Genomic DNA, 25,334 nt, shown 5'->3' with positions numbered 1-25,334 from the left:
ACCTTAAATTCTATGACTGCCCAAATTCCTGCTCATAACGGCTCTCTCGATCGAAGCATTGCTGCCATTGCTACCCAACCTCAGCCACCAGTTTCTCAAGCCGAGATGGAACAAGCCGTGCGAACCTTGTTACTAGGATTAGGAGAAGATCCCGATCGCGAAGGCTTGGTGGATACTCCCAAACGAGTGGTCAAAGCTCTCCAGTTTCTCACCTCTGGGTATCACCAATCCCTCGATGAATTGCTCAACGGCGCTGTATTTCATGAAGATACCGATGAAATGGTGTTGGTGAGGGATATCGATCTCTTTAGTTCCTGCGAACATCACATTTTACCCATCCTAGGACGTGCCCACATCGCTTACATTCCCAACGGTAAAGTCATTGGTCTTTCCAAAATTGCCCGCATTTGCGAAATGTATGGCCGTCGTCTACAAGTTCAGGAACGGCTCACCCAACAAATTGCCAATGCTCTACAGGGTTTGCTCCAACCCAAAGGCGTGGCTGTCGTTGTCGAAGCCACCCATATGTGCATGGTGATGCGGGGGGTACAAAAGCCCGGTTCTTGGACAGTAACCAGTTCCATGCAGGGAATCTTTGCTGAAGATGCCAAAACCCGCCAAGAGTTTATGAGCTTGATTCGCCACAGTCCCTCATTTCACTCTTGAGAATAACTGTATCTAGCCAGATCGTAGGGTGGGCAGGGGATAAGCGACATAATTGAACAAGTATGCCCTGCCTACCTAACCCAGATCCTTGAGTTAAGTATCCGGACTTGATATGAATGAGCGATCGCCTATAATCGATCCAGAGCGTTCTGAGGAAGAGCGATGACAGCCACTTTACCCACAGCCCCCCCCCCTGAAATTATCCATCTTTCCGGTATTAGTTGGAAAACCTACGAGCATCTTCTTGAAGAACTACAAGACCGCCGTTTGCGCTTAACCTACTATCGTGGAAAATTAGAAATCTTGGCTCCTTCACCAGAACACGAACTTCATAAAACAGTCATGGGGCGCTTTGTCGAGACTCTGGCAGAAGAATTAGACATTAATATTTATCCTCTGGGATCGACCACATACAAGCATCCAGAGTTAAGCGGAGCAGAACCTGATGAATGTTTTTATATTCGCAATATTGCTGCCATTCGCGGCCGGCGAAGATTGAAACCGGAAGATCCACCCCCCGATCTGGTCATTGAAATTGATATCACCAGCAGTTCGAGCGATCGCTTGCAGGTTTATGCCTCTTTGGGAGTCCCTGAAGTTTGGATTTATGATGGCAGCACTCTAACTATCCAACAATTACAAAATGAAGAGTATATTGCCTCCACAAACAGTCAATTTTTCCCCAATATTCCCATCCCAGACATTTCCAGATTTCTCCAACAAGCCGAAACGATAGATTATTTAGAATTAATCAAGCGGTTTCGCAATTGGGTCAAAACAGCGCTCTGAATTGATTTCAGACCTTAATGAGGTATCGAGATGAAGATGAAACGGCAGGCGATCGCCCAAGACACGCTAAATATCCTCAACACTGGCGCTTATCATTAGACAAACAGCAGCACATCCTGGCTGAATTTGAACGCCGATTTGCAGCGTTACGCCCTGGTAATGAGCAATAGAATGCGATCGACACCCACAAAATCCGGGTTGCTGCGATCAACAAGGGTCGGTTCCGACCATTCGGGTTAAGTTGGGTATAGAGCCTTTTTCTTGCGCTATGCCCTGCATGTCCCAAATTCCAGGCGATCCATACAGTTAACTGTCAAGTTCCTGAAAGACAAGGTATGATGATTAAGTAGGGATGCATAACTCAAAAGTCATACCTAGATTGTGATTGATAATTGGATCGCTCTGCCAGTCGCTTGGTATAATTACACTCAACTTCCAGATAAAGGTAGCAATTAGAGCGATAATGACGATCCAATACATGCTTAACTTAGTCATAATCAATCTAGGATCGTCCTATCCTGGCAGTCAAACTTAAGAAGCGAGTAAGGCCTCAATGAGCTACTGCGTTAACCCAGTTTGTCCAAATCCAGAAAATTCTCTCGATGCTCAAGTTTGTGCTGCTTGTGGCTCGAAACTCTTGCTTCGAGAGCGTTATCACATCTCTAAAATGTTGGGACAAGGTGGATTTGGGGCGACTTTTCTGGCTCAAAATATATCTCTTCCGGGGAATCCCTATTGTGTGATTAAACAATTGCGCCCAGCTTCCACCTCTCCTCAAACGCTGCAAATGGCTAGAGAGCTGTTTCGGCGAGAAGCGAAGACCTTGGGCAAGATTGGCAATCACCCCCAATTACCCGGTTTGCTCGATTATTTTGAGACGGAACAAGAATTTTATTTAGTTCAGGAGTACATTAGCGGAGCGACCTTAAGCCGGGAGGTGAAGCGGGGAGGGCCATTTACAGAGGCAGGAATTAAGCAGTTTCTCAGTGAGCTGTTGCCTGTAATCGAGTATATCCACTCTAATCAGGTGATTCATCGGGATATTAAACCAGCTAATTTGATTCGCCGCAATCAGGATAAGAAGTTAGTGTTGATTGATTTTGGGGCGGTTAAGGATCAGGTGAATCCTACGGCAGTGGAGAATAGTTCGGATCAAACGGCTTTAACGGCTTTTGCGATTGGGACTCCAGGATATGCGCCCCCCGAACAGATGGCTCTGAGACCGGTTTATGCCAGTGATATTTATGCAGTCGGAGTGACTTGTATTTATTTGCTAACGGGTAAGTCTCCGAAGGATTTGGGCTACGATCCGGCAACGGGAGAAATTCTCTGGGAACGACAGGTACAAATCAGCGAGCATTTAACCCGTGTGTTGAAGAAAATGCTGGAGGGGTCGGTTAAACACCGCTACCAGTCAGCCCAAGATATTTTGAAGGCGTTAGAGTTGGAGCCTTATTTGGATAGTTTGGCCCAAGGAATGCTAACGGGGCCGGTGAAGCCGACAACCGAGAGCTATTCTAAGGCAACAGGAGGTCGGAATATGGGAAATTCTGGCTCAAGCGGAAGTGGCCATCTGTCTCGTTTCGGGGTGTCGATTCGCTCTCGCCAATCGAAGTTGCGAGGGGCTGGGAATACGGGGTTTTCTGATACGTCGATTTCAACTCAAGCGAATTCGGACTCTTCTCCAGGGACGAGTGCAGGGGGGACTAAGCCAAAGATTCCCACTCGTTTGAAGGAGCAAGAGTTGATCACCTATTATGCTAAGGGCCGCAGGGATTTTGTGGATCATGATTTGAGTGCCCTTAATCTTCAGGAGATGGTGTTTCCAGAGGCGAATTTCCGAGAATGTAAGTTTGTGAAGACGAATTTTACTCGTGCGAATTTGTTTCGCTCAGATTTTACCAAGGCCCGTTTGAAACAGACGATTTTGCGGGATGCTAATTTAAGTCGGGCTTATTTTAATTATGCGAATCTGGAGGGGGCGGATCTGCGGGGCGCGGATTTGAGCTATGCCTATTTGAGTAGCGCTAATTTGAATGGGGCGAATTTATGTGGAGCGAATTTGACGGGGGCGAAGGTGACGGAGCAACAGTTAAAGCGAGCGCGAACCAATTGGCGGACGATTTTACCCAAGGGGCGCGGGAAGTAGGCTCAAGGGGGTAGAAATGAGCTGGAAAAAGGGCGATCGCTGCGATCGCCCTTTTTGGGGTTTTACCGTTGAAAAACCTCCTCTAGAGAAGCTTTTCGCCGGTTTTACTCAAGGAATATGAGTTGAGGGACTTAAACCTCGTAGGGTTGTTTGCCACTAAATTTGAGGGTGGCTGGCTCAGGATTGCTGCCGATATTGCGGTCAACTTTACCAAAAAATTCCCGGCCTTCGTTCACTTTTTCAGGGAACACGCCATCTGCGGGATGAAGATACTGAACTTCACCACTGGGATAAACCCGGTAAATTTTATAATCATTGATCTTAAATTTGGGCCGCAGTTGGCGATAGGCTAAGGCCAAGCATTGTTCCTTGCGAGCCAGATAAAGAAGGTTTTCACCTTCTTGCATAGTGGCTGCACCGCCAGTGGGCATCTCAAAGACTTGAGCTTTGGGAGATGTCCAAGTAATGGCGTACTTTTCTTCTACTGATGCTTTGGTGAGTAGTCCACCAGTGCTGCCGCCAAATAGGGGCGCTTGTCCGGTCAGTGTCTCACTCATGGTTAAAGCTCTCTCCTCTAAACCAAGATTTTTATGGCATCCTATCACTGAGATGGGGGTAGACTAGAGATTTTGTTAGGAACTGTTACAGTTGTTCATAATTGATGGGCTAAAAGTCTTAACGTTTATCGCCCAAAAGTGGGAGAGCGACGACGGGAACCTGAAGTACCCATGCCCCTAGATGAGCTTTGGGATAGAGATTTGTCTACAATGGGCAGGGTAAACCGGAATTGACTCCCCTGGTTCTTGCCCCCTGATTCGGCCCAAATTTGTCCCCCCCAGTTGCTGACGATTTGACGGCAAATGGCTAAACCCAGACCTGTGCCACCGGTACTGCGACGTAGGGCCCCTTCTTCTTGATAAAAGCGATCGAAGACGGTTTCTAGGCGGTTAGGTTCAATTCCGCGCCCGCTATCTTCAACAGTCACCAAAATCATGTCTTGGTTATTCTGGGGTCGTTTCTGGGGAGGAACGAAGGCTCCAAACTGCTTGCTTTGGGTACTAGAGATGGCTTGAATGGTGACCTGTCCTGGAGATGGGGTGAATTTACAGGCGTTATCGAGTAGCTTTGATAAAACTTCCACTAACCATTCTCCATCCACATGAACCAGGGGGAGATTCTTCGGGAGATGGGTAATAATCTGGGGTAGCCCTTGATTGGGCTGATGGCTGCGAATACTGCTGATCGCCAGGTCAATACATTCTTGTAGAGGTAGGGGTTCGGGATTCCAGTCTACGGAGCCACTTTCGAGGCGAGAAAGGGTGAGGAAGTCTTGGATTAGCTCTCGTAGGCGTTCGGCATCGTCTAGGGCGGTATTGAGCATCACCTGGCGCAAATCTTGGGGCATATCTGGCTCGCTGGCTAAACTTTCCAGACAGACTTGGATGGTGGATAGGGGAGTGCGGAGTTCGTGGCCGGTAATAGCGATTAGGTTGCGGGTGGTGCGGTCAAGGGCTTCAAGTTGTTGATTGAGGTCTTCGAGGTTGGCGTAGGCTTGCCCTTGGATCAGGGCGACCCCAATTTGGGAGGCGATCGCCTGAACCAGTTCCAGTTGATTCGATGCCCAAGTATAGGAGCTATCCCCACAGTGGTGAATTTCAATCATGCCTAAGAGTTCCTCTTTGTAGAGTACGGGAACCATCAACCAGGAATGGGTTTTGGCGGGGGTCACTTGAGCGGTCAGGGTAGGATGATTAAGGACATCCGGGTTAACGTTGCTCAAGTAAGCGCGATGATGTTGCTCGACCACCTGGGAGAATAGGGGATGGTCTGTCAGGGGCCAAGTTTTCCCTTTCAGGGAAGAGAGCTTACGGGAGTTCATATACTCATATTCGATCGTCACCTGTTTTTGGGTGGCTTTACAGGGATAAATCAGGCAGCGACAGCTTTCCATGGCTTGGCCGAGTTCTCTGGCGGCAATCTGAAAAATTTCTTCGCGATCGAGGGAACGGCGAATGGCATCGGTGATGGAATTGACGAGGCGTTCTTTTTTCTCTTGGTTGGCGATCGCCGTATAAGCTTTCACCAGTTTATATTGACCCGCTTGTAAATAGGTCACCAAACGTTCGGCAAAGGGGGCTGGATCGACATGACTGATTTGACATACAGGCCCTTGGGTGATGCGCCTTCGGGCCTGTTCTACTTTAGGGGCTAATTCCGGACGATAATCTAGAATTCGAGAGAGCAAAGCCTTGGCTGCTTGTTCGCACACCTGGCGATCGAACGTCCAAATCCCCTCAAAGCGCCGGGCTTGATCCATGGTCATCAAGGGAGTTTCCGGCAACCCGATCCCGGATGGATCTCGTTCTCGACAAATCAGACAAGTAGCATATTGCTGACCAATAATCACCAAATGCCATTCATGCTTGAGTTCATCCTGAACATCAAAAGCAACCGTTTCATACTCTTGGGAAGCGCTCTTAAATTCCGTTTCTGGAGCCGCCAGAATATAAACCTGATCGGTTTTTTGGGCAATGCGGCGATAGCGATGAGACTCTTGGCGATAAAACCGTTCTCGCTGGAAATTAGCAATCACTAGGGGCTGATCCTCTCCAGCAAGTACCTGGTCTTCCATGGCATGGGAAAGGGCTGTCAAAGACGGCTTAAAATAGATTTGCGATCGCAGTTGGGGTAACCTTTTTAAAAGGTCTGCCAACACGGAAGTGTAATTACTCATTAACGCTGCTTCGCCCAGTCAGGACAACTCCACACTTAACTTAAGTTTAGTTCGTCTAAGTTTTTATTCTATCGACTTCCTGGGCCCTTTGATGCGGTTTATAGTCCCGGCAATCGATCGCCCGTTCAGAATTAGCATAGTGAGGATGTACCGTACATTTAAGCCGATGGTCATTGGTAAAAAATTGACAGTAGGCACAAGGAATCTGGTGCATTTGTTTGGCCTGGGCTAGAGTATCTCCCATGGCTCGCCCTAATGTCCAAGCTACTCCAGCAATGAAAGCCCAAGCACTGATCAAGCAAATCGGCACAAGGAATGGTTGTATCGCTTCCCGAAGGAGAAATAAGAGATCGATAAGTGTCAGCATAACAGTATCCTTGAAGTCTATGATGGGCAATTTTACGATCCTTTATCGTAGGAGACTGAATTAATCCGTGCAGAGTAGCCTATAGGATAAAAGTAGAATAGGTGAAAGTTCGGTAAGCAAACGGATGGATATCAAAGCAGGATTTATAGCCACAGTGGGCAATACGCCCCTAATTCGATTAAACAGCTTTTGTGAAGAAACTGGGTGCGAAATTCTCGGTAAAGCAGAATTCCTCAATCCAGGGGGTTCCGTCAAAGACCGAGCCGCCCTGTATATGATTGAAGATGCGGAAAAACAAGGACTCCTCAAACCCGGTGGTACAGTAGTGGAAGGAACGGCCGGTAATACCGGCATTGGTTTAGCCCATATCTGTAATGCCAAAGGCTATCGCTGTAAAATCATTATCCCCGAAACCCAATCCCAGGAAAAAATTGAGGCTCTGAGAACCCTAGGTGCAGAGGTACAAACGGTTCCGGCTGTACCCTATCGAGACCCCAATAATTATGTAAAATTATCGGGGCGAGTGGCGGCTGAACTCGATAATGCCATTTGGGCCAATCAATTTGATAATTTAGCCAATCGCCTGGCCCATTATGAAACCACAGGGCCAGAACTTTGGCAACAGACCGACGGTAAAATTGACGGTTGGGTGGCTGCCACTGGAACAGGGGGAACCTATGCGGGGGTGGCTCTATACTTGAAGGAGAAAAACCCGAATATTCAGGTGGTGGTGGCTGATCCTATGGGGAGTGGTTTATATTCCTATGTGAAAACCGGAGAAATTAAGCCAGAAGGCAGTTCAATTACTGAAGGAATTGGTAATTCTCGGATTACAAAAAACATGGAAGGCGTACCCATTGATGATGCGATTCAGGTGGATGATGTTGAATGTATCCGAGTCATCTATCAGTTATTGCGCCGGGATGGTTTATTTATGGGCGGTTCTGTCGGTATTAATGTGGGGGCTGCTGTTGCTTTGGCCAAACAAATGGGGCCGGGACATACGATTGTTACGGTCTTATGTGATGGGGGCGCTCGCTATCAGTCCAAACTGTATAATCGGGAGTGGTTAGCCTCGAAGAATTTGCTACCGGATTAATATAGCCTTTCTCTATATCCCTCTCCCGTGGGAGAGGGATTTTCCGCAAGCGGACATGAAAGGGAGAGGGCCAGAAGTGTTGCACAACTCATTTAGACTAGCTATAGTCACGACTAAAGTCGTTGCCAACTATTCGGGTTGCTAGGGGAGCCAGTCTTCATCTAGGGTTTGTTCCAGAGTAAAATCAGGCTCTTGGGGAATGAAGTCACCGGGTGTATCTATCACTTTCAACATATTTTTTCTAGCTTTTTGATAGGAAGCTAAAAAAGCTTCGCTTAAACAAGGCTTGAGGCTAGGGCTATCTTGGAGAATCAACTCAATTTCTGAACGGAAATTGTTAATTTCTAAGATCCAACCTCTGAAACAGAGTTCTCGTTCAGATTCCCAGTATTTGAGCTTGAGAAGATGCTCACAGAGTCGCAGCAGATAGCTCGATATTGCCCGCTTGTCACTTCTCCCCAAGCTTTCAATCTCCTCAATTAAATTTTCTAAGTCAAGATTGCTGAAATTCCGTGCCTTCAATTGAGCAACGGTATCATTCAACCAAAGTTGGTAGTCTGCGTCATATAATAACGTCGGTTGAGGTTTAACTTGAGGTTCCATAACTCATTGCCTCTATCGGTTTCTTGATTGTATCGGCAATAATAGCGATCGCTGTTATTCCTCTTCTATCATGTTCTCAAAAAGGCTGGTGAAAAATGAGTGAAACCCAAGCAACCCAACAAGTGCGGGTGTGCCAATACCAAAGTTGTCGTAAGTTAGGAGCAGATCGGGTATTTGAGGCGTTTGAGCTGCATCATGTGGATGGGGTGGAAGTAGTAGCAGTTCATTGTTTGGGACAATGTGGCAATGGGCCGATGGTGCTGGTTTTACCGGAAGAGGTTTGGTATTGTCGGGTTTCTCCCCAGGAAGTGCCTGCGGTAGTGGAGCGACATTTGCTGGGGGGAAAACCGGTTAAAGGGATGTTATATCAGAAGTTCCATCCCTGTAAAGGTTAGTTAGGCAGACTAGGGTTGATTGGGAAGCCGAACTTTGGTAATTAAGCCAACGCGATGCAACAGGCTAATGACTCCCCAACTGGGATCGATTTCCCACCATTTTAAGCCACAACGAGCAGAGTAGGGAAAGGCATGATGGTTGTTGTGCCAACCTTGTCCATAGGTCAAGGGGACTAACCACCAAAGGTTGGTGGATTTATCATCGGTGTCATAGTTGCGATAGCCGAAGGCGTGGGCGAAACTGTTGACACCCCAAGCACCATGCCAAAGGAGAACGACGCGGACGATGCTTCCCCACATTACCCAAGGTAAGCCTCCGAGGGCAAAGAGGATGGCGGCTAAACCGAAGTGCAAAACGAGGAGATAGCGATCGCAGAATAGATAGAAGGGATCGTCTTTAATATCTTTGGTGACTTTAGCAATTTTCTCATCTAAGTCAGGCTTATGGTAGAGAATCCAGATAAAATGGCTCCACCAGAATCCTTTATTAATATTATGATAATCACCCTCCTTATCGGAATAGGCATGATGGATGCGATGGGTTCCCGCCCAATCAATGGGGCTAGATAAACCACTAAAGGTTCCACAGAAGACAAAAAAATATTCAACCCATTTGGGACAAGTAAAGCTACGGTGACTGGCTAAACGATGCCAGCCAATTTCCACTCCTGAGCCGGTAATCATGTGCAAGACTAGAAAAACGGCCACAGCAGACCAACTAAAAAATGGGGGGAAGAAGGCTAAAACGGCCCCGATATGCATGGCAATCATCACCGTGATGATAATCCAGTTTAAACGGGGAGAGGCTTCGGTTTCAGGAACGGTTGTTTCAGAAGGGATGGCTTTGATCATCAAAGATTACCTAAGATAAAGGGATTTAGGGGATGAATACCAGAGGGGCTAAGATCGGAGAACCCGCCCTGACTGAACTAGGATTGCCCTTTCTGGGTAAAGGGTTGATAGCATGTGTCCTCATCGTATAAATGACAAACGCTGGTGATTTCCCAGAGGGAAGAGAGGGAAAATTCATTAGTGGTCATGTATTCTCCCCAATTTTGTTCAAGACTGGTATGAGCCTGACGGAGATTGTACCAGGGAATCGCTGTAGAGATATGATGGGGAACATGAACATTAATGTCATGGGCCATCCATTCAAACCATCGGGGATATTGACAATGGGCGGTTCCCATGAGTTGGGCTTCGGCTTCATTCCATTGAGATTGGGGTTTGAAGGGAATATTGGGTTTGGTATGGTGCAGGAGGGTGATGGTACTCATCCAGAAATGGAAGACGAGCCAAGGCATGAACCAGTAGTTGACGAATCCCCACCAGCCGGTGGTGGCAATCAGTAGGGGAAATCCGATCGCCATTTGAGCGATGACAAAGAGGACGGAAAATCGGACTTGTTCCCGCTCTTTACCTGAAAATGTCCACCATTGAAAGTGGAGTTTTGCCCAATGGACGGCGGAGGCTAACCACCAAAATTTACCGCGCAGGGCGCGATAGGCCCCTTTTTCGATGGGATGGAAGCTGTCGTATTCTTCGCGGGAATAGGCTTTCCAAGCGTTATCAATTTCTAGGCAGTTGGTGTATTTATGATGGATATCATGTTGAATCCGCCAGCTATGGAAGGGATAAATGCAGGGAATGAGCAGAAGATGGCCGACGAGGTTATTGATCCATATGCGATTGGAGAAAGAGCGATGTCCGCAGTCGTGAGCGAGGACAAAGAGGCCGGTGAAGGCGCTACCGGTGAAGAGCCAGAGGAGAGGGAGTAAATACCAGGGGGCGTGAGCGGTTGCCCACCATCCTAAGCTGACGAGGATGAGGTTAGTGATTACGCCTGTCCAGGCTTTGAGGGGATGTTTTATAAATACTTCCCTAGGAAGGGTGTTGAGGATATCTCTGAGGCGGATCTTGGGATCGAGTCGGAGCTTTTCGTCTGTTTGTGGCCGTGCAGACGATTGAGCGATCGCTGTTGTCATGCTAAATTTTCCTGTTGTATTGTTCTCGATTGGGGGTGGAGGTGATCCCCCTAAATCCCCCTTAAAAGGGGGACTTTTACTGTTGGGGAGATCGAGTTCCCTTGTACTTCATTAAGCAAGCAAAGGGCTGTATCGCTAGGATTCGGAGAAGGTGCGATAGCCTTTTTCTTCGTCATACAAGTGGCAAACATCGGTAATTTGCCAGAGTAGGCGGAAGGAAAAGCGCTTGCGAGTGATATATTCTCCCCAATTTTCTTCAAGGCTGGCATGGGCCTTACGGAGGTTATACCAGGGAATGGCGGTGGTTAAATGATGGGGAACATGAACGTTGATGTCATGGCAAATCCATTCAAACCACCAAGGATATTTGCAATCGACGCTACCGACGAGTTGAGCGGTGACTTCATGCCATTTACCGTCGGGTTCAAATCTGAGATCGGGTAAAGTGTGGTGTAGAAGGGTAACGGTACTGAGCCAGAAGTGGAAGACTAGCCAAGGCATCAACCAGAGGGAAAACCAGCCCCACCATCCGGTGGTGGCAATCAGGAGGGGAAAGCCGATCGCTATTTGTGTTATTACTAATAGGGCTGAAAATCGGAATTGTTCCCGTTCTTTTCCTGGCTTAATTGTCCACCATTGAAAGTGGAGTTGTCCCCAATGGACAATAGAACCTAACCACCAGAATTTTCCATGGAGGGAACGATAAACGATTTTTTCAAAGCCGTTGAGGGCTTCATACTGTTCCATATAGAATGGATTCCAGGTGTTATCGCGGTCAATATGATTGGTATGTTTATGATGAATGTTGTGTTGAATCCGCCAGGGATGAAAGGGATAAATGCAGGGGGTTAGGGCAATATGACCGATGAGATTATTCACCCATTTTTTATTGGCAAAGGAACGATGACCGCAGTCATGGGCAATCACAAATAAGCCAAAAAAACAGGTTCCTGTAAAGAGCCAGAGTAGGGGAAGTAAGTACCAGGGAGCGATCGCGATTCCCCACCATCCTAAACTGACGAGGACGACATTGGAGAGAAACCCAAACCACGCTTTGAATTGGTCTTTGACAAAAACATCTTTGGGTAAAGTTTTTAAAACATCTTTTAAGCGCAAATTTCGATCGAGTTGGGGTCTTCCCGTTGATATAAGCTCCGCCGAGGGATTGGCGATCGCTGTTTCCATGCTAAATGTTCCTCAGTCAACAATTGCATCATTATATCCCCTACTTACGCAATTTTCATGAATTTTAGAAAAGGGAATTTTTATCCACAACCAAGGGATTTTCTATCCATAAAAAGAGGATAATTTCAACCGTATAAATACCTATTTTTTGAGCAAGAAAACCTTTATTGTTTCGGCAAAGGAGAGCGGGGGGTATGGGCCTTAGCGGGCGTACCCCAACAAATGTAGGCTTCGGGTAAGGAGCTAAACACACTGCTACGGGCCCCAACAACAGTATTGGCTCCAATTTCCACCCCTGGAGAGACAAAACAATCCGTCGCTATCCATACCCCATTGCCAATCCGAATTGGGGCAGTAACTAGGGGAAAACAGGGGTTTTTCACATCATGGGAACCCGTACAAAGATAGGTTTTCTGGGAGACTACACAGTGTTGGCCAATTTGAATCTGGTCTAAGCTATAGAACACCACATCATCACCAATCCAACTGTAATCGCCAATGGTGACTTTCCAGGGATAGGTAAAGCGAGCTGTGGGTCGAATGACCACTCCTCGACCAATTTTAGCCCCAAACCACCGCAATAGCCCGATCCGAATACGATGCCAATTATGGAGGGTTAAGGGGAAAGTAACGGCTTGTACAAACCACCAAAGAATAATCACCCAAGTGGGACGACCGCGATCGAAATTGGACTGGTCATACTGGCGTAAATCGATCCAGGCAGGAGAGTCTAAGCTATAGGATGGGGAGGATTCAGGACTTAAGGGAGGTGTTGACATGGGTAGGGGAAGATTGAGATCCAGAAACTGACGCTTTTTTGGGATTAATATGACCTCCAAATTGACGCAGTTCAAATAATTTTACGCCAATGTTGTATTCATATTGACTCAGGAGACGGGCATAAATATATCCAGCTCGGCCATCTAAAAATCCCAGTTGGAGAATATAATGCAAGATAAAGCGAATGGTGGGTTTCAAGGGGAGGCGCACCCAGATTTTTTTTAGCCAGCGTTTGCGCTGCACTGCATCGCCAAATAAGTTCGCGCCAATGGTATTCCCTTCGTCCATGCCTTCAATGAGATTGTAATAAACTCTGGCTTCCCAATTAGAATAGCGGTTATGGCGAGCTAACCAAGCATAGATATCGCGGAAGTCTTCATGGAGCATGTCTTCTTTGAGGTAACCGACATTCCCTTCGAGGATCACATGCTCGTGAACTTCGTTATCTCCGGCATTTCTGACATCTTCCACGTTCAGGTTTTCGTAGCGTCCTTTTTGGTGTTTAAATAGGCGTAAATTCCAATCGGGATAGCGTCCTCCATGGCGAATCCAAGAGCCTAGAAAAATGACGCGGCGATTGAGATAATAGCCATTCATATTGGGGTCTTGGATGGCTTGTTTTATTTCTTCCCATAGAGGGGGAGTGATTCGTTCGTCGCAATCGACAATTAAGATCCATTCATGGCGAAAGGGAAGGTTTTCTAAAGACCAATTTTTCTTTTTTGGCCAAGATCCATTAAACTTAAATTGGACAACTGTCGCCCCTAAGCTTTCAGCAATTTCTGCGGTGCGATCGCCACTTTGAGAATCGACGACGAAGATTTCATCAGCCGGTTGCAAACTCTCCAGGCAGGCGGCAATGTTATCTTCTTCATCTTTTGCGGGGATAATAATCGAGACCGGGACTTTAGGAGCTTGAGAGGTCATAAGGGTACTGGAGGTACAAGGGCAACGTTTAGGATATCAGATCGATCTCAAAGTTTGGATTGGGGGATCTGCTTTTTCTCTTTTAGTTATAGCAGTTCTGGTATTGTGGCCAAGTTCAAAGGAGTAGAGATAAGTTTACTTTGATGGAGATTGGCTAGACCGTAATCCTTCGATCGCCGTTATTAGATAACCGATTTGACCATAGGCATAGACTAGGTTATCAAAACGGAGGGCCGGATCGCTGATGTATTTGACTGATTTATAGAGTCCCCGAATGAGGCGCTCTCCTCCCCGCGAAAACTGGTGAATTCCGCCTCGGTTGGAGAGTTGTTCGCGGTAGCATTCACTCACCCCTTGCCACCAGCCTCGGCGCAGAAACCAAGAGCGGTTAACTCGCTCTGGCGCGACGTTATGGGCAACTAAGGCTTGGGGAATATAGCTGACTTGCCATCCGGATTGTAGGGCTAATTCGGTCATCACCAGTTCTTCATTGGAGAGTAATTTTTTGCCGACTCGTCCCAAGTTGGGGTCAAAGCCGCCAATGTCTGCGAGGAAACTGCGCCGGATGGAGTAGTTTAAGCCCCTGGGGGTGTGGTTGGGTTGGGTGATGAACAGGGGTTTATCGCCTAAATCATAGGCTCCTAGATTGCCCGCTAAACCGTCGGAGAGCCAAGGGGGAGGGGTGATATCGGGGGGCCAAATGAGGGTGACTTTACCGCCAGCAATGGCGAGTTTAGGGTTTTCTGTGTAGGCTTTTGAGAGGATGCTTAACCAGGTGGGGGTGGCGATCGCATCGTCATCTAAATAGGCTAAAATTTCTCCACTGGCGGTTTTAGCTCCGGTGTTGCGAGCGACGGATAAGCCGGTGATGGGTTCATATACTGACTTGAGGCGAGGATGGGGTTGTAAGGATTCGATGACTTCTTGGGTGCGATCGCTCGATGCATTATCAACGACAATGACTTCAAAATCGGGGTGATCTTGGTTGAGTAAGCTTTCTATCGCTCCACCGAGATATTGATCGCGGTTGTGGGTACAGATAATGGCTGAGATTTGGGCGCTCATGGGGGAATGGGGGAATGGGGACTGTCTGGGATTGATAGATGCCATCTCTGTTTTACTCAATTTTCCAATTTTGTCCAACCACCCCATCCCCCCATCTCCCTATCCCCCCATCCCCCTATCCCCTAACTGACTATGCAGGCTGTTTAAAGATTGGGCTAACTGGGATAGACGCTCTTCTAGGATATGCTTTTGGTTCAGAAACTGTCGCAGTTGCTGATAGCGATGAAGGGCTAGACTAATGGAGGCGATTTCTTCGGGTAGACAGGGACGACTCCAAACTTCTCCATTTTCGTTGAGTCTACAGAGTCGATAGGTGGTGCGAGGGCTGGCAGGAGTAAGGTTAGGAGTTAAGTTGGGGGTAGATTCGAGCCATCCTTCAACGATTGGCCCCTGGTGATAGAGTTGGGTAATTTGATCGTGGATCTGGTCTAACTCATCTTGCCATTGGCGAGCGATCGCCTCAATATCATGAAGCAAGTCAATGGCTAGATCGGGATAGTGTTGGTTTTGATGGCGACTTAAGCGCGGGGGTTTGTGTTTGGGGAAATGGGGCTGTTCAGTGGGACGCATCTGAATAGGTGCAGAGTTAGCGCGATTCTAGATTATTCAGTCGCTGTTGCAACTGTTTTAAGGACTGATATAAATCGGGTAGACGCTTGTAAATGGCAGATGCTTTGAGGTAAATGGGATGATTGACGGCTGGGTTGCCGGAAACGATGGAGCCAGGGGGAATGGTTCCATGGACTCCTGCTTTAGCGGATGCGATTACATTATCGCCAATGATGGTGTTATTGGCAACTCCCACTTGTCCAGCCAGAAGGACATTATTACCGACTTTTGTGCCGCCTGCCATGCCAGCTTGACCGGCGATCGCACAATTGGAGCCAATCTGGGAACCATGGCCGATTTGGACGAGGTTATCGATTTTGGTATCGCGACCGATGCGGGTTTCACCGACGGCTGGACGGTCAATGGCGCTATTACAGCCGACTTCTACACCGTCTTCTAATACGGTGATGCCAGATTGTTCCATTTTGAACCATCCTTTCGGGGTGGGAACAAAGCCAAATCCTTCTGCTCCGATGACTGCGCCGCTATGAATGACGCAATTTTTACCAATTTTTGATCGTTCGTGAATGGTACAGTTGCCATGGAGAATGGTGCGATCGCCGATTTCCACTTGGGGATAAATGACTACATTGGCATGAATGCAGACTCCATCGCCAATTTTAACTCCGGAGGCGATCGCCACATGGGGGCCAATATAGACTCCTTCTCCCCACTCCACATCCTCAGCAATCACAGCAGTGGGGTGAATCTGAGGTTGGGGGGTAAAAGGTTGATAAAAGAGGTTAATCGCTTGGGCAAATAACAAGCGCGGTTCCCTAGTCGCGATCCAGGCAATGCCCCGCTCTGTAGCCGTTTCGGTTAAACTGGGGGGAATAATAAGGGCGATCGCCTCTGTGGTATGAATCTGACTGGCAAACTTCGCACCCTCAATAAAACTCAGACTCTGGGGTGTCCCTTGATCGATTGGAGCCACACCCATAATTTCTGGATCGAGATCCGGTAGAGAGTTTTCTCCAGCCACCTGACCCAACTTTTCCACAATTTCACTGAGTTTCATTGAAGGTATCACCAAGCTCTAAAGGCATCTCTGCACAGTTTACCGTATCTCCCTTATCTTTTAGTCAACCGCCCCCAAGGAGTGAAGAAAGGGGTGCGGGATGCTCAATGCTATCATAAAAAACACCGTATCCGATCGAGCAATTGCTATGGTTAATGCAACTTACATAGCTTGCTCGCCGGTAATTGTGGGTAGTTTAGCTATGGCTTAAACCACTACTTTTTGGATACCGACAAATTCTGTTAATGGATGGTATTCCTGGGTTTCGAGACAGAGTGAGATGGCTTCTTTGATGTTGCTCATCAGTTCATCGAGGGTTTCACCTTGGCTGTAGCATCCTTGGAGTTGAGGGACTTCGCCGATGTAGTAACCGTCTTCATCTCGTTCGATGAGAACGTAATAGTCTTGGGGTTGGGGGGGTTGGTTGGTCATGGATAGATTATATCAATGAACAATTAACAATGAACAATTAACCCCGTAGGGGCGGGTTTTACCCAATTCTCGGATACCCCACCATCGATGGTGTGAACCCGCCCCCACCCCCTGTCGCCGACATGAAAATTTTTAACGGTATAATGGATGTGAGCATAAAAAGCCATCCCCCTGCTAACCCGACCTCAATATTGATGATGAGATTGCCCAATGGTGAAAATGCTGAAATATCAATGCAAAAGCTGATTGGCTACTGTTTGAATCCAGACCATTCCAGTGGTAAGCATAAAGCACAGGTTTTTGCCTCGGTTTTAGGAATTACGGCCGAAAATGTAGATATTTTAAGAGAGATGATTGAAAGAGCAGCGCTTGAAGGTGAAGTCGTCCAACAGGATAATACGCCATTTGGTGAGCAGTTTAAGGTCGATTGGGTTATTCCCCATCCAGAAGAAATTACACTCCGCACCATCTGGGAAATTGCATCAACTCATCCTAACCCTCGTTTGATTTCTGCTTTTCTTAAATTACCATGAAACCATTCAAACTTCTAGATTCAGTAGCTCTTCTGAAATCAATTCCCAGAGAAAGACTGACCTTAATTGAGCCAGAATATGAATTGATTTCGAGTTTACCCACGGGACAAGTGGGAACGATTGTTGCCGTATACAATCGCCCAGAAGAGACTCAATACTTGGTTGAATTTTGCGATCGCCAAGGCTGCGAATATGCGATGGCTACCTTAAAGGAAAATGAAATTTTGGCTCTACATTATGAATTGACTGTGGCTTAATAAACAATGAACAATGAACAATGAACAATGAACAATGAACAATTAACCCCGTAGGGGCGGGTTTTACCCAAGTCTAGGATACCCCACCATCCCTGGTGTGAACCCGCCCCTACAACATCCCTACAACCCTGTAGGGGCGGGTTTTACCCAAGTCTCGGATACCCCACCATCGATGGTGTGAACCCGCCCCCATAACACCCAAAACCTACCGAGGGTTGGGCGAGTTTGCAACCGTTATTTCAGAACGAGATAACTGTCGCAGTTGCGCTAACCGTTTTGAGGTCGTTTTTTTGATTTTACTACAATCGATAAGTAATCAGCTCAAAGCGCTATAACTGCTGGCTTACCCATTGTCGCACCTGGCGAATTAAACTGGTTTCCCCTAGGGTTAAGCTTAACTCTAAAAACTGCATCAGCACAGGGGTATTAAAGAGGGGTAAGACTGAGGATGTTTCACGGAGTTGATATTCACCATTAACCCAATGAAAAATGCTTAAACTCTCCATATCGTAGCGCCATATTTCTGGCACTCCTAGGGCTGCATAAATCTCCATCCGATTGATGGAACTATTCGTATTATCGACTTCAATGGCTAAGTCTGGGGGCGGATTAATAGTTAAGTCGATGGTATCTTTACCCCGTACAGCGAGTTCATTCTGAATATAGTAACATTCATCTGCTTCTAGACCTTTTTGTAAGTCTTTTCTTGTCCAAGTGGTGGAGCCTAAAGAGCGAATTTCAATGCCCATTTCTTCCGTCATTACTTCCACAAAGCGACCGAGTAATTTTTTGCAGGTTTCGTGGGGAGGGAGGGGCATTAAAATCTCCAAAACTCCATGGTTATAGGTGAGTCGCAGTCCAGGTTGTGATTCTAAGTCTCGCACTAAGTTCTGATAAGTATCCCAATGAATACCTGGAAGGATGGTGATATGGGTAGATAATGGGTTGGTGGAAGGGGTATGGGTTACGATTTGAGCAGTCATCCTTTTCTTCCTTTGATATCAAGTCCGTTAAACTACTGTACCCAGGAGGCTCCACAATTCTTGGCAGCATCAGCCAAGCGTCGATCTGCTGTCCAAAAATGGGCTTCTTGTGATTGAGCTAGAGCTACAGCAGTTTTCGCTGCTATGGGGTACATTTTGATCCCCCTAAATCCCCCTTAAAAAGGGGGACTTTCTGATTTCCCCCCTTTTTAAGGGGGGTTGGGGGGATCTTTTTCGGCTGTACCTCATTACCGCGCGAAGCGCTGTAAGTTCATTGGTTAGATTAATCATACATACTATCTCGATGAAGAGCTTCTTCTGGCAAACTTCTAGGATGGGCGGGAAGAGATTGAAGAAAATTTAACCAATTATTGACTCTTTCTTCTGGAGTTAAGCGGATAATTGATTATATCAATTAAAAATTAAAAATATTGTAGGGGCGGGTTTTACCCAAATCTTGGATACCTACAAATCAATCTGGTAAACCCGCCCCCACCCCCTGTCGCCGACATGAAAATTTTTAATTTTTAATTTTTAATTTTTAATTTTTAATTGCCCTTCCGGTGACACCAGAGGGAGGAGGCGATAAGTTCCCCCGCAAGGGAGCTGTTTTGCACCACTTGCATGATACGGGGCCATTTTTCTTCGGTGTCGTCGAAGAGCATGGGGCTGCGGGGTTTGAGTTGGGGAGTGTCGGGGTTGATTTGGGCTTTTAGGTTAATAAGCTGCTTGATACTACTGAATGCTAAATGTTATCATAAAAAATACCGTATCCGATCGGGCAATTGCTATGGTTAATGCAACTTACGATGATGTTTTGAGCGCTGCTATCAACTTGTCTCCCCATTTACGAGTGATGTTAGCAGAACATCTATTAAACAGTCTCGATCCAGTGGAACAAAATCAAATCAATGCAGCTTGGGCAGAAGAAGCAGAAAAACGAGTGTTAGAGATTCAAGAAGGTGGAGTGACACCGATTTCTGGGTCAGAAGTTATGCAGCAGTTGCGGGAAAGACATCAAAAATGACTTATGATTTTCACCCTGCTGCTCAACAAGAGTTAAATGATACTATTGACTACTACGACCAAATTAATCCTGACTTGGGTGATGCTTTTTTAGATGAATTGGATCGCACTTTAGAGCGTATTAAACAGTTTCCTGAAGCCTGGTCTTTGTTATCGGCAAATACACGGTGTTGCCGTATGAATCGTTTTCCCTATAGCATTATTTACAGCAGTTTTCGCTGCTATGGGGTACATTTTGATCCCCCTAAATCCCCCTTAAAAAGGGGGACTTTCTTATTCCCCCCTTTTTAAGGGGGGTTGGGGGGATCTTTTTCGGCTGTACCTCATTACCGCGCAAAGTGCTGTATCAAATTCAAGAGGAAGAAAAACTCTTAATTGTGGCACTGATGCACTGGCAACGCAAACCCCATTACTGGGAAAATCGACTTTAAGGGAACTCTATAGGGCAAAGTCTTGGATAAGGTGGGCAATGCCCTACGGTTTCTCATTGTTCATTGTTCATTGTTCATTTTTAATTGCCCTTCCGGTGACACCAGAGGGAGGGGGCGATAAGTTCCCCCGCAAGGGAGCAGTTTTGCACCGCTTGCATCACACCGGGCCATTTTTCCTCGTAGTCGTCGAAGAGCATGTAGCTGCCGGGTTTGAGTTTCGGGTAGTAGTGGGTGATGTCGGCTTTCACGTCGTCGTATTTGTGCCCCGCATCGATGAAGATGAGGTCTAGGGATGCGTCGGCAAAGAGGGATGCGGCGGCGGTGGTGTCCATGACATGGAGTTGAATTTTGTCGTTGACTCCGAAGGCGGTGACGTTGTGGAGGAAGGCTTCTTTATTGCGGCGGATGACTTCTGCCATGGGGGGGCGGGCTTCACCGGGGGCTAGGAGCGCTCCCTGAAAGTTGTCGATGCTGTGCAGGATGGAGCCGGGGGGAAGGATGGAGGCGATGGCGATGCTGCTGCGCCCTTGGAAAGCTCCGAGTTCGACGACGGTGGAGTTGGGGGGCAGTTGTTTGACGAGGCATTGGAGGGCGAAGGCTTCGGCAATGGAGAAGAAGCCGGTGACTTGTTCCCAGAAGTAGACTCCGGCGAAGTCGTAGTTGAGGGTTTTGAGGTCAATATGGAGGGGTTGGGGGGTTTGCATTCTGTTTCCCTGGAATGGAAAAACCACGATCTTAGGTATTATACCTGCGATCGTGGTTTTTGGAGGGGGTTATTTTAGGGAGTTATACGAAGTTGGCAATGCCTAAAGTGGTAGCAGCAGTATTAATCAGGGTAACTAGGGCAATGTCATCTGCTGCATCATACCCAGCTAACCCATCCCGTTCAATGTAAATTAGGGAATCAGCAGCATTACCAGGACTGGCAGCAATGTTGGTGGAACCAACTGTAGCAGAAGCGGGATTAAGAACGCCTCCTGTAGTTCCAATATTCACTGGTCTACCCCCAAACGCTAAAGCGGTAGTTCCTGTCGTAGTTGTCACAGTTACGTTAGTCAGGCTGCTAATTTGGATAACGTCTTGGTTAACATCAAATCGGGTGATGTAGTCTGCCGCAGTTTGAGCTACTGCGCCTGGAACGTTGTTGTAGACCGTAGTCCCAGCAGCAGCAGGAGCAGCAGGAACCGTTACTGTACCAGCCGCAGTAATACTATAACTACCTGCCTGACTTCCTAAAATCCCACTGAGGTTGTACACAAAGCGGTCTGTCCCATCATTGTTATCAGTCCCGTTAAACCCAGTTAAGGTATCACTACCTGCACCGCCTTCAAGGATGTCAGCGTCGTTACCACCAACGATGCTATCATCGCCAGCACCACCTAGGATAGTGTCGATCTGGTCACCACCTAACAGCCAGTCAGCATCATTACCACCATCGATGAAGTCGTTACCAATACCACCTTCGATGCTGTCATTACCCCCTTCACCTTGGATGTTGTCATCACCATCTCCACCAAGGATAGTATCACCCCCTAAAACACCGTTAGTAATGATAAATGCAAGTGTCTGTCCACCAGCTTCACTACCACCAGAAATACTATCGTTACCAGCTCCTCCAACAATGGAGTCTGAACCGGAATTGGTAGTACCACCACGAATGGTATCATTCCCATTACCCCCGATTAGGGTATCACCCGCAACGTTGACATTAGGAAGAGTCTGGTTATTTCCCCCTTGGATACTATCATTTCCTTCACCACCGTCATACCAGTCAGTTCCAGTTGCTCCACCAGTAGCACCCAACCGGCCAATGGTGTCATTTCCAAGGTCGCCGAAGACTCTATCATTCCCTGAAACCACCCCAGCATCACCAGCAGGGAAACGGTCAACTGGCGGAGTACCGCTACGAACGAGGGAAGCGTCTACTTCTAGATAGTCATTATCTTGACCACCATAGATGGTATCATTACCGCCACCGCCTACCATACTATCGCTGCCAGTACCGCCAAGGATCATGTCGGCATTACCTGTATCACCAGATAGGGATTCATCCCCCCAGATGATATCCGCGCCTGCGTCTCCAGAGAGGAAATCACTGCCACTATAACCTCGGATTACGTCATTATCTTGACCTCCAAAAAGGCTGTCAATGCTTGACCCATCTGAACCAATGAGAACGTCGTTTCCTTTGTTTCCACTTCCAAAGGCAGCGGTTCCACCTTTCATGATGATGGTGTCGTCACCGTCGTCACCAAACAGGTTGGTGATGGAAAGAAAGACGGGGCTACCAATCAGACTGTCATTGCCTTGACCACCGAACACTTGGGAAACAGCAGAGAAACCGACATCAATGGTATCATTTCCTTTGTAGCCATAAGCAATATCCTGCGTCGTCAGAAGACCCGTTTGATTATTAGGAAGTCCTCTATCATCACCGTTAGTTCCAAACCACTCACGAATTTGAGGGGTAGTTGTAGTTATTCTTGGTGTAAATCCGCTCATCGTTCACTCCACAACGTTGTTAGATGTACTTTTATTCTTGTGCAGAGACACATTTTAATTTAGCTGTCCTTGAGCATGATAACCGAAAATTTGCCAATTGGGCATCATTCCAGGAGATTTGCTCTAGGGTACAGGTCACAGTATAGCCTAATGGCTCAGAGTTAGAGGAATGGGAATATTACCCAAATACTCTAACGGCAGGTGACAGAGACAATGATACCACCAGATTTTGAAAATGTGTCTACCCACATCGGAAAATTTTGGAAATTTAATCGGTGGTTTAGGTTTTCATGTCCTGTGTTTATCTACAGGTGGGGGTTGTAGATTCCGGAAACTGGGGAGATGGGGGAATGGGGGGGTGGGGGAGTGGGGGAGTGGGGGAGTGGGGGGATGGGGGAGTGGGGGAGTGGGGAGATGGGGGAGTGGGGGAATAGGGGAGTGGGGGAGTGGGGGAGTGGGGGAGTGGATAGACAATCTCTAGGGGCGTTTCATCTGCCGAAGGGAAATGAAACGCCCAGACCAGATCCTCTATACAGCTAAAATGGGGTCGAGCTTGCCCTGAGCATCCAGGGAATAAATGCCGCTACAGTCACCAATATATTGATCGTCCACAAAAATCTGAGGAACCGATCGCGGGCCGCCTGTACGTTCTACCATTTCATCCCTTGCCTCTTCGTCTCCATCAATACAATACTCAATATAGTCAACGCCTTTACGATCTAATAGCGCTTTGGCTCGCAGACAAAAGGGACAGGTTCTCCAAGTGTAAATTTCAACTTTTGCCATAATCGTTGTGGTTCTCCCATAATCCAATTCCTTTACAATTCTATACAAAATTGGCGATCGCCCCAGGAATGATTGCAGGAGTCCCTCAAAAAAAGGTACTATGCTCCTTTGAGCTTATGAATATTGCTTTAGTCTGAGGATTACATCATCAGTGCGAAAGATAGTTTTAGCAGGTAACTGGAAAATGTACAAAACCCAGGCCGAGAGCCTAGATTTTGTGCAAGCATTTCTCTCTCAACTGGAACAAACCCCCGCAGAACGCACCGTCGTTTTGTGCGTTCCCTTTACCGATTTAGGGATTCTAGCAGAAAAATTAAAGGGTACTCCTGTGCATCTGGGGGCGCAAAATGTTCACTGGGAAGACCAGGGCGCTTATACCGGTGAAATTTCTGCACCCATGCTGACAGAAATCGGCGTACAGTATGTGGTCATCGGCCACAGCGAGCGCCGGGAGTATTTTGGCGAAACGGATCAAACCGTTAATTTACGTCTGAAAGCGGCACAAAAACATGGGTTAATCCCCATTCTCTGTGTGGGAGAAACAGAGCAACAGCGAGTCAATGGGGACACCGAATCTCATATTCGCTCCCAGTTGGATCGAGATTTAGTCGGCATCGATCAAAGTCAAATGGTGATTGCCTATGAGCCGATTTGGGCCATTGGAACCGGCAAAACTTGCGATTCTCAGGAAGCCAACCGGGTGATTGGTTTAATTCGTTCCCAGCTCTCGAATCAAGATGTACCCATTCAATACGGAGGTTCAGTTAAACCGGAAAATATTGATGAGATTATGGCTCAACCGGAAATTGATGGGGTTCTTGTCGGTGGTGCGAGTCTGGATGCACCAGGATTTGCCCGGATCGTCAATTATAACGCTTCGCCCTAGGGAATAGGTAACAAGAAATAGGCGGTAGGGGCAATAGCCAGAAAGCCCCTACAGTTCTTAGATTTTTATAGGGATAGGATATGGGTTGGATGGTGCGGGGACGCTCCTTTAATTGGGGGATGCGAACCCATGTAATGGGGGTGCTGAATGTCACGCCAGATAGTTTTAGCGATGGGGGGGAGTTTCAGGGTTTAGAAACGGCGATCGCCCACGCTCAATATTTGGTAGATTATGGGGTGGATGTGGTCGATATTGGCGGCCAGTCCACTCGCCCCGGTAGCCCCCAAATTTCCCTGGATGAGGAGTTAAACCGGGTGATTCCAGTCATTCAAAACATCCGAGAATTACCCGAACCCTATAGTAATATTCCAGTCTCCATTGATACGACCCGCTCCGAAGTAGCCCAGGCAGCAGTAGAGGCTGGTGCAGATTGGGTCAATGATATTTCTGGGGGAGACTTTGACGAGCAAATGTTGGCAACCGTGGCTCAACTGGGAGTGCCAATTATTTTAATGCATATGCGGGGAAATCCGGAAACCATGCAACAGTTGACCCAGTATGAGGACTTAATGGGCGAGATTTTGCGGGTTTTAGAGGCAAAAATCCAGAAAGCTCTAAAGGCAGGAATTAACCAGATCATCATCGATCCAGGCATCGGCTTTGCCAAAACCACCGACCAAAATTTAGAAATTCTGCGCCAGATTCCCCGGTTGCGAGCATTGGGTTATCCGGTATTAATTGGCCCATCGCGCAAAAGTTTTATCGGTCATATTTTAAACCAGCCCGACCCCAAACAACGGGTTTGGGGCACAGCCGCCGCCTGTTGTGCAGCCATTTCTGGGGGGGCAGATGTAGTGAGAGTCCACGATGTGCCGCAGATGGTAGAGGTATGTCGGGTGGCCGATGGGATTTACCGAGGGGTGAAGGAGGATTGAACCGATACCTTCCCTATTTTCAGGATTACGATTTTCACTTTATGGGATAATCGAGTCTGGAAAGTTAAAAAGAAGTTCTGATGGCCAGACGGAGAAGAAACCCCTAATCTTGTCTCAGAGAATACCCCGAATTCAGAGATCTGAATAATTTTACCAATTGACTTTCTAAATCCGATATCTCTTGATTGAGAA

30 protein-coding genes are annotated in these 25,334 nt (G+C 47.3%); 12 read left to right on the top strand and 18 right to left on the bottom strand.

Annotated elements, in window-relative coordinates; translation table 11 throughout:
* The first annotated feature begins 12 nt into the window (after positions 1-12).
* The 4 genes from folE to AC3FZD_RS13370 all read left to right on the top strand — a co-directional run bounded on the left by folE (position 13) and on the right by AC3FZD_RS13370 (position 3,604).
* The gene (gene folE / locus AC3FZD_RS13385; RefSeq protein ID WP_488740342.1) at positions 13-666 is read left to right on the top strand and encodes a GTP cyclohydrolase I FolE; all 654 of its coding nucleotides are present in this window, start codon (positions 13-15) and stop codon (positions 664-666) included.
* A 162-nt stretch (positions 667-828) separates the two neighbouring features.
* The gene (locus AC3FZD_RS13380) at positions 829-1,455 is read left to right on the top strand and encodes a Uma2 family endonuclease (protein ID WP_488736512.1); all 627 of its coding nucleotides are present in this window, start codon (positions 829-831) and stop codon (positions 1,453-1,455) included.
* 17 nt (positions 1,456-1,472) lie between these two features.
* Positions 1,473-1,625 carry a hypothetical protein gene (locus AC3FZD_RS13375; RefSeq protein WP_488736511.1) on the top strand — a complete coding sequence of 51 codons (153 nt, stop codon included), beginning with the start codon at positions 1,473-1,475 and terminating at the stop codon, positions 1,623-1,625.
* A 383-nt stretch (positions 1,626-2,008) separates the two neighbouring features.
* Complete coding sequence (locus AC3FZD_RS13370) at positions 2,009-3,604, top strand: serine/threonine-protein kinase (protein WP_488736510.1); 1,596 nt, start codon at positions 2,009-2,011, stop codon at positions 3,602-3,604.
* 131 nt (positions 3,605-3,735) lie between these two features.
* On the opposite strand, the gene AC3FZD_RS13365 is transcribed toward AC3FZD_RS13370, so the two are convergent.
* The 3 genes from AC3FZD_RS13365 to AC3FZD_RS13355 all read right to left on the bottom strand — a co-directional run bounded on the left by AC3FZD_RS13365 (position 3,736) and on the right by AC3FZD_RS13355 (position 6,705).
* On the bottom strand, positions 3,736-4,161 hold the full coding sequence (locus tag AC3FZD_RS13365; RefSeq protein ID WP_488736509.1) for a photosystem I reaction center subunit II PsaD: 426 nt from the start codon (positions 4,159-4,161) through the stop codon (positions 3,736-3,738).
* A 125-nt stretch (positions 4,162-4,286) separates the two neighbouring features.
* On the bottom strand, positions 4,287-6,338 hold the full coding sequence (locus tag AC3FZD_RS13360; RefSeq protein ID WP_488736508.1) for a DICT sensory domain-containing protein: 2,052 nt from the start codon (positions 6,336-6,338) through the stop codon (positions 4,287-4,289).
* A 55-nt stretch (positions 6,339-6,393) separates the two neighbouring features.
* The gene (locus AC3FZD_RS13355) at positions 6,394-6,705 is read right to left on the bottom strand and encodes a hypothetical protein (protein WP_488736507.1); all 312 of its coding nucleotides are present in this window, start codon (positions 6,703-6,705) and stop codon (positions 6,394-6,396) included.
* A 124-nt stretch (positions 6,706-6,829) separates the two neighbouring features.
* On the opposite strand from AC3FZD_RS13355, the gene AC3FZD_RS13350 reads away from it, so the two are divergent.
* The gene (locus AC3FZD_RS13350; protein WP_488736506.1) at positions 6,830-7,804 is read left to right on the top strand and encodes a cysteine synthase A; all 975 of its coding nucleotides are present in this window, start codon (positions 6,830-6,832) and stop codon (positions 7,802-7,804) included.
* A gap of 141 nt (positions 7,805-7,945) precedes the next feature.
* Here AC3FZD_RS13350 and AC3FZD_RS13345 read toward each other — a convergent pair whose 3' ends face one another.
* Entirely contained in the window at positions 7,946-8,407 is a 462-nt protein-coding gene (locus AC3FZD_RS13345; protein WP_488736505.1) for a DUF29 domain-containing protein, read from the bottom strand.
* A gap of 95 nt (positions 8,408-8,502) precedes the next feature.
* On the opposite strand from AC3FZD_RS13345, the gene AC3FZD_RS13340 reads away from it, so the two are divergent.
* Complete coding sequence (locus AC3FZD_RS13340) at positions 8,503-8,802, top strand: (2Fe-2S) ferredoxin domain-containing protein (protein WP_488736504.1); 300 nt, start codon at positions 8,503-8,505, stop codon at positions 8,800-8,802.
* A gap of 9 nt (positions 8,803-8,811) precedes the next feature.
* Here the strand turns inward: AC3FZD_RS13340 and AC3FZD_RS13335 are convergent, their stop codons facing one another.
* The 9 genes from AC3FZD_RS13335 to AC3FZD_RS13295 all read right to left on the bottom strand — a co-directional run bounded on the left by AC3FZD_RS13335 (position 8,812) and on the right by AC3FZD_RS13295 (position 16,803).
* Complete coding sequence (locus AC3FZD_RS13335) at positions 8,812-9,654, bottom strand: acyl-CoA desaturase (RefSeq protein WP_488736503.1); 843 nt, start codon at positions 9,652-9,654, stop codon at positions 8,812-8,814.
* Positions 9,655-9,731: 77 nt separating this feature from the next.
* The gene (locus AC3FZD_RS13330; RefSeq protein ID WP_488736502.1) at positions 9,732-10,787 is read right to left on the bottom strand and encodes a fatty acid desaturase; all 1,056 of its coding nucleotides are present in this window, start codon (positions 10,785-10,787) and stop codon (positions 9,732-9,734) included.
* Positions 10,788-10,922: 135 nt separating this feature from the next.
* On the bottom strand, positions 10,923-11,972 hold the full coding sequence (locus AC3FZD_RS13325; protein ID WP_488736501.1) for a fatty acid desaturase: 1,050 nt from the start codon (positions 11,970-11,972) through the stop codon (positions 10,923-10,925).
* 164 nt (positions 11,973-12,136) lie between these two features.
* Complete coding sequence (gene hpsU / locus AC3FZD_RS13320) at positions 12,137-12,751, bottom strand: hormogonium polysaccharide biosynthesis acetyltransferase HpsU (protein WP_488736500.1); 615 nt, start codon at positions 12,749-12,751, stop codon at positions 12,137-12,139.
* Positions 12,726-13,679: a glycosyltransferase family 2 protein gene (locus AC3FZD_RS13315; protein WP_488736499.1), complete on the bottom strand. Its 954-nt coding sequence runs from the start codon at positions 13,677-13,679 to the stop codon at positions 12,726-12,728. Before AC3FZD_RS13315 ends, hpsU begins: the two co-directional genes overlap by 26 nt.
* 135 nt (positions 13,680-13,814) lie before the next feature.
* Positions 13,815-14,744, bottom strand: a complete 930-nt coding sequence (locus AC3FZD_RS13310; protein ID WP_488736498.1) for a glycosyltransferase family 2 protein — start codon at positions 14,742-14,744, stop codon at positions 13,815-13,817.
* A gap of 99 nt (positions 14,745-14,843) precedes the next feature.
* Positions 14,844-15,314 (bottom strand): hypothetical protein, encoded by a 471-nt coding sequence (locus tag AC3FZD_RS13305; RefSeq protein ID WP_488736497.1) that lies wholly within the window; start codon positions 15,312-15,314, stop codon positions 14,844-14,846.
* Between the two features lie 16 nt (positions 15,315-15,330).
* Positions 15,331-16,371: a UDP-3-O-(3-hydroxymyristoyl)glucosamine N-acyltransferase gene (gene lpxD / locus AC3FZD_RS13300; RefSeq protein ID WP_488736496.1), complete on the bottom strand. Its 1,041-nt coding sequence runs from the start codon at positions 16,369-16,371 to the stop codon at positions 15,331-15,333.
* 207 nt (positions 16,372-16,578) lie between these two features.
* On the bottom strand, positions 16,579-16,803 hold the full coding sequence (locus tag AC3FZD_RS13295; protein ID WP_488736495.1) for a type II toxin-antitoxin system HicB family antitoxin: 225 nt from the start codon (positions 16,801-16,803) through the stop codon (positions 16,579-16,581).
* A gap of 197 nt (positions 16,804-17,000) precedes the next feature.
* Between AC3FZD_RS13295 and AC3FZD_RS13290 the strand changes: the two genes are divergently transcribed.
* The gene (locus AC3FZD_RS13290) at positions 17,001-17,336 is read left to right on the top strand and encodes a DUF6883 domain-containing protein (protein WP_488740341.1); all 336 of its coding nucleotides are present in this window, start codon (positions 17,001-17,003) and stop codon (positions 17,334-17,336) included.
* Positions 17,333-17,593, top strand: coding sequence for a DUF4926 domain-containing protein (locus AC3FZD_RS13285; RefSeq protein WP_488736494.1), 261 nt, complete (start codon positions 17,333-17,335; stop codon positions 17,591-17,593). The genes AC3FZD_RS13290 and AC3FZD_RS13285 overlap by 4 nt, the downstream gene beginning before the upstream one ends.
* A gap of 329 nt (positions 17,594-17,922) precedes the next feature.
* Here the strand turns inward: AC3FZD_RS13285 and AC3FZD_RS13280 are convergent, their stop codons facing one another.
* Both AC3FZD_RS13280 and AC3FZD_RS13275 read right to left on the bottom strand, forming a co-directional pair.
* Positions 17,923-18,576 carry a Uma2 family endonuclease gene (locus AC3FZD_RS13280; RefSeq protein ID WP_488736493.1) on the bottom strand — a complete coding sequence of 218 codons (654 nt, stop codon included), beginning with the start codon at positions 18,574-18,576 and terminating at the stop codon, positions 17,923-17,925.
* A gap of 32 nt (positions 18,577-18,608) precedes the next feature.
* Positions 18,609-18,731: a hypothetical protein gene (locus tag AC3FZD_RS13275; protein WP_488736492.1), complete on the bottom strand. Its 123-nt coding sequence runs from the start codon at positions 18,729-18,731 to the stop codon at positions 18,609-18,611.
* A 587-nt stretch (positions 18,732-19,318) separates the two neighbouring features.
* On the opposite strand from AC3FZD_RS13275, the gene AC3FZD_RS13270 reads away from it, so the two are divergent.
* Together AC3FZD_RS13270 and AC3FZD_RS13265 are read left to right on the top strand one after the other, a co-directional pair.
* Positions 19,319-19,603, top strand: a complete 285-nt coding sequence (locus tag AC3FZD_RS13270; protein ID WP_488736491.1) for an addiction module protein — start codon at positions 19,319-19,321, stop codon at positions 19,601-19,603.
* Positions 19,600-19,893: a type II toxin-antitoxin system RelE/ParE family toxin gene (locus AC3FZD_RS13265; protein ID WP_488736490.1), complete on the top strand. Its 294-nt coding sequence runs from the start codon at positions 19,600-19,602 to the stop codon at positions 19,891-19,893. The genes AC3FZD_RS13270 and AC3FZD_RS13265 overlap by 4 nt, the downstream gene beginning before the upstream one ends.
* 220 nt (positions 19,894-20,113) lie before the next feature.
* Here AC3FZD_RS13265 and AC3FZD_RS13260 read toward each other — a convergent pair whose 3' ends face one another.
* The 3 genes from AC3FZD_RS13260 to grxC all read right to left on the bottom strand — a co-directional run bounded on the left by AC3FZD_RS13260 (position 20,114) and on the right by grxC (position 23,321).
* On the bottom strand, positions 20,114-20,737 hold the full coding sequence (locus AC3FZD_RS13260) for a class I SAM-dependent methyltransferase (protein ID WP_488736489.1): 624 nt from the start codon (positions 20,735-20,737) through the stop codon (positions 20,114-20,116).
* An 82-nt stretch (positions 20,738-20,819) separates the two neighbouring features.
* The gene (locus AC3FZD_RS13255) at positions 20,820-22,355 is read right to left on the bottom strand and encodes a calcium-binding protein (RefSeq protein WP_488736488.1); all 1,536 of its coding nucleotides are present in this window, start codon (positions 22,353-22,355) and stop codon (positions 20,820-20,822) included.
* Between the two features lie 708 nt (positions 22,356-23,063).
* Positions 23,064-23,321 carry a glutaredoxin 3 gene (gene grxC / locus AC3FZD_RS13250; RefSeq protein ID WP_488736487.1) on the bottom strand — a complete coding sequence of 86 codons (258 nt, stop codon included), beginning with the start codon at positions 23,319-23,321 and terminating at the stop codon, positions 23,064-23,066.
* 151 nt (positions 23,322-23,472) lie between these two features.
* Between grxC and tpiA the strand changes: the two genes are divergently transcribed.
* A complete protein-coding gene (gene tpiA / locus AC3FZD_RS13245) occupies positions 23,473-24,207 on the top strand; it encodes a triose-phosphate isomerase (RefSeq protein ID WP_488736486.1) in 735 nt (244 codons plus the stop codon).
* Positions 24,208-24,287: 80 nt separating this feature from the next.
* A complete protein-coding gene (gene folP / locus AC3FZD_RS13240) occupies positions 24,288-25,142 on the top strand; it encodes a dihydropteroate synthase (protein ID WP_488736485.1) in 855 nt (284 codons plus the stop codon).
* Positions 25,143-25,334 lie beyond the last annotated feature (192 nt).

This window comes from Roseofilum sp. KMC-1, from assembly GCF_057802075.1.
This window is presented reverse-complemented; position numbering and strand designations above follow the sequence as displayed.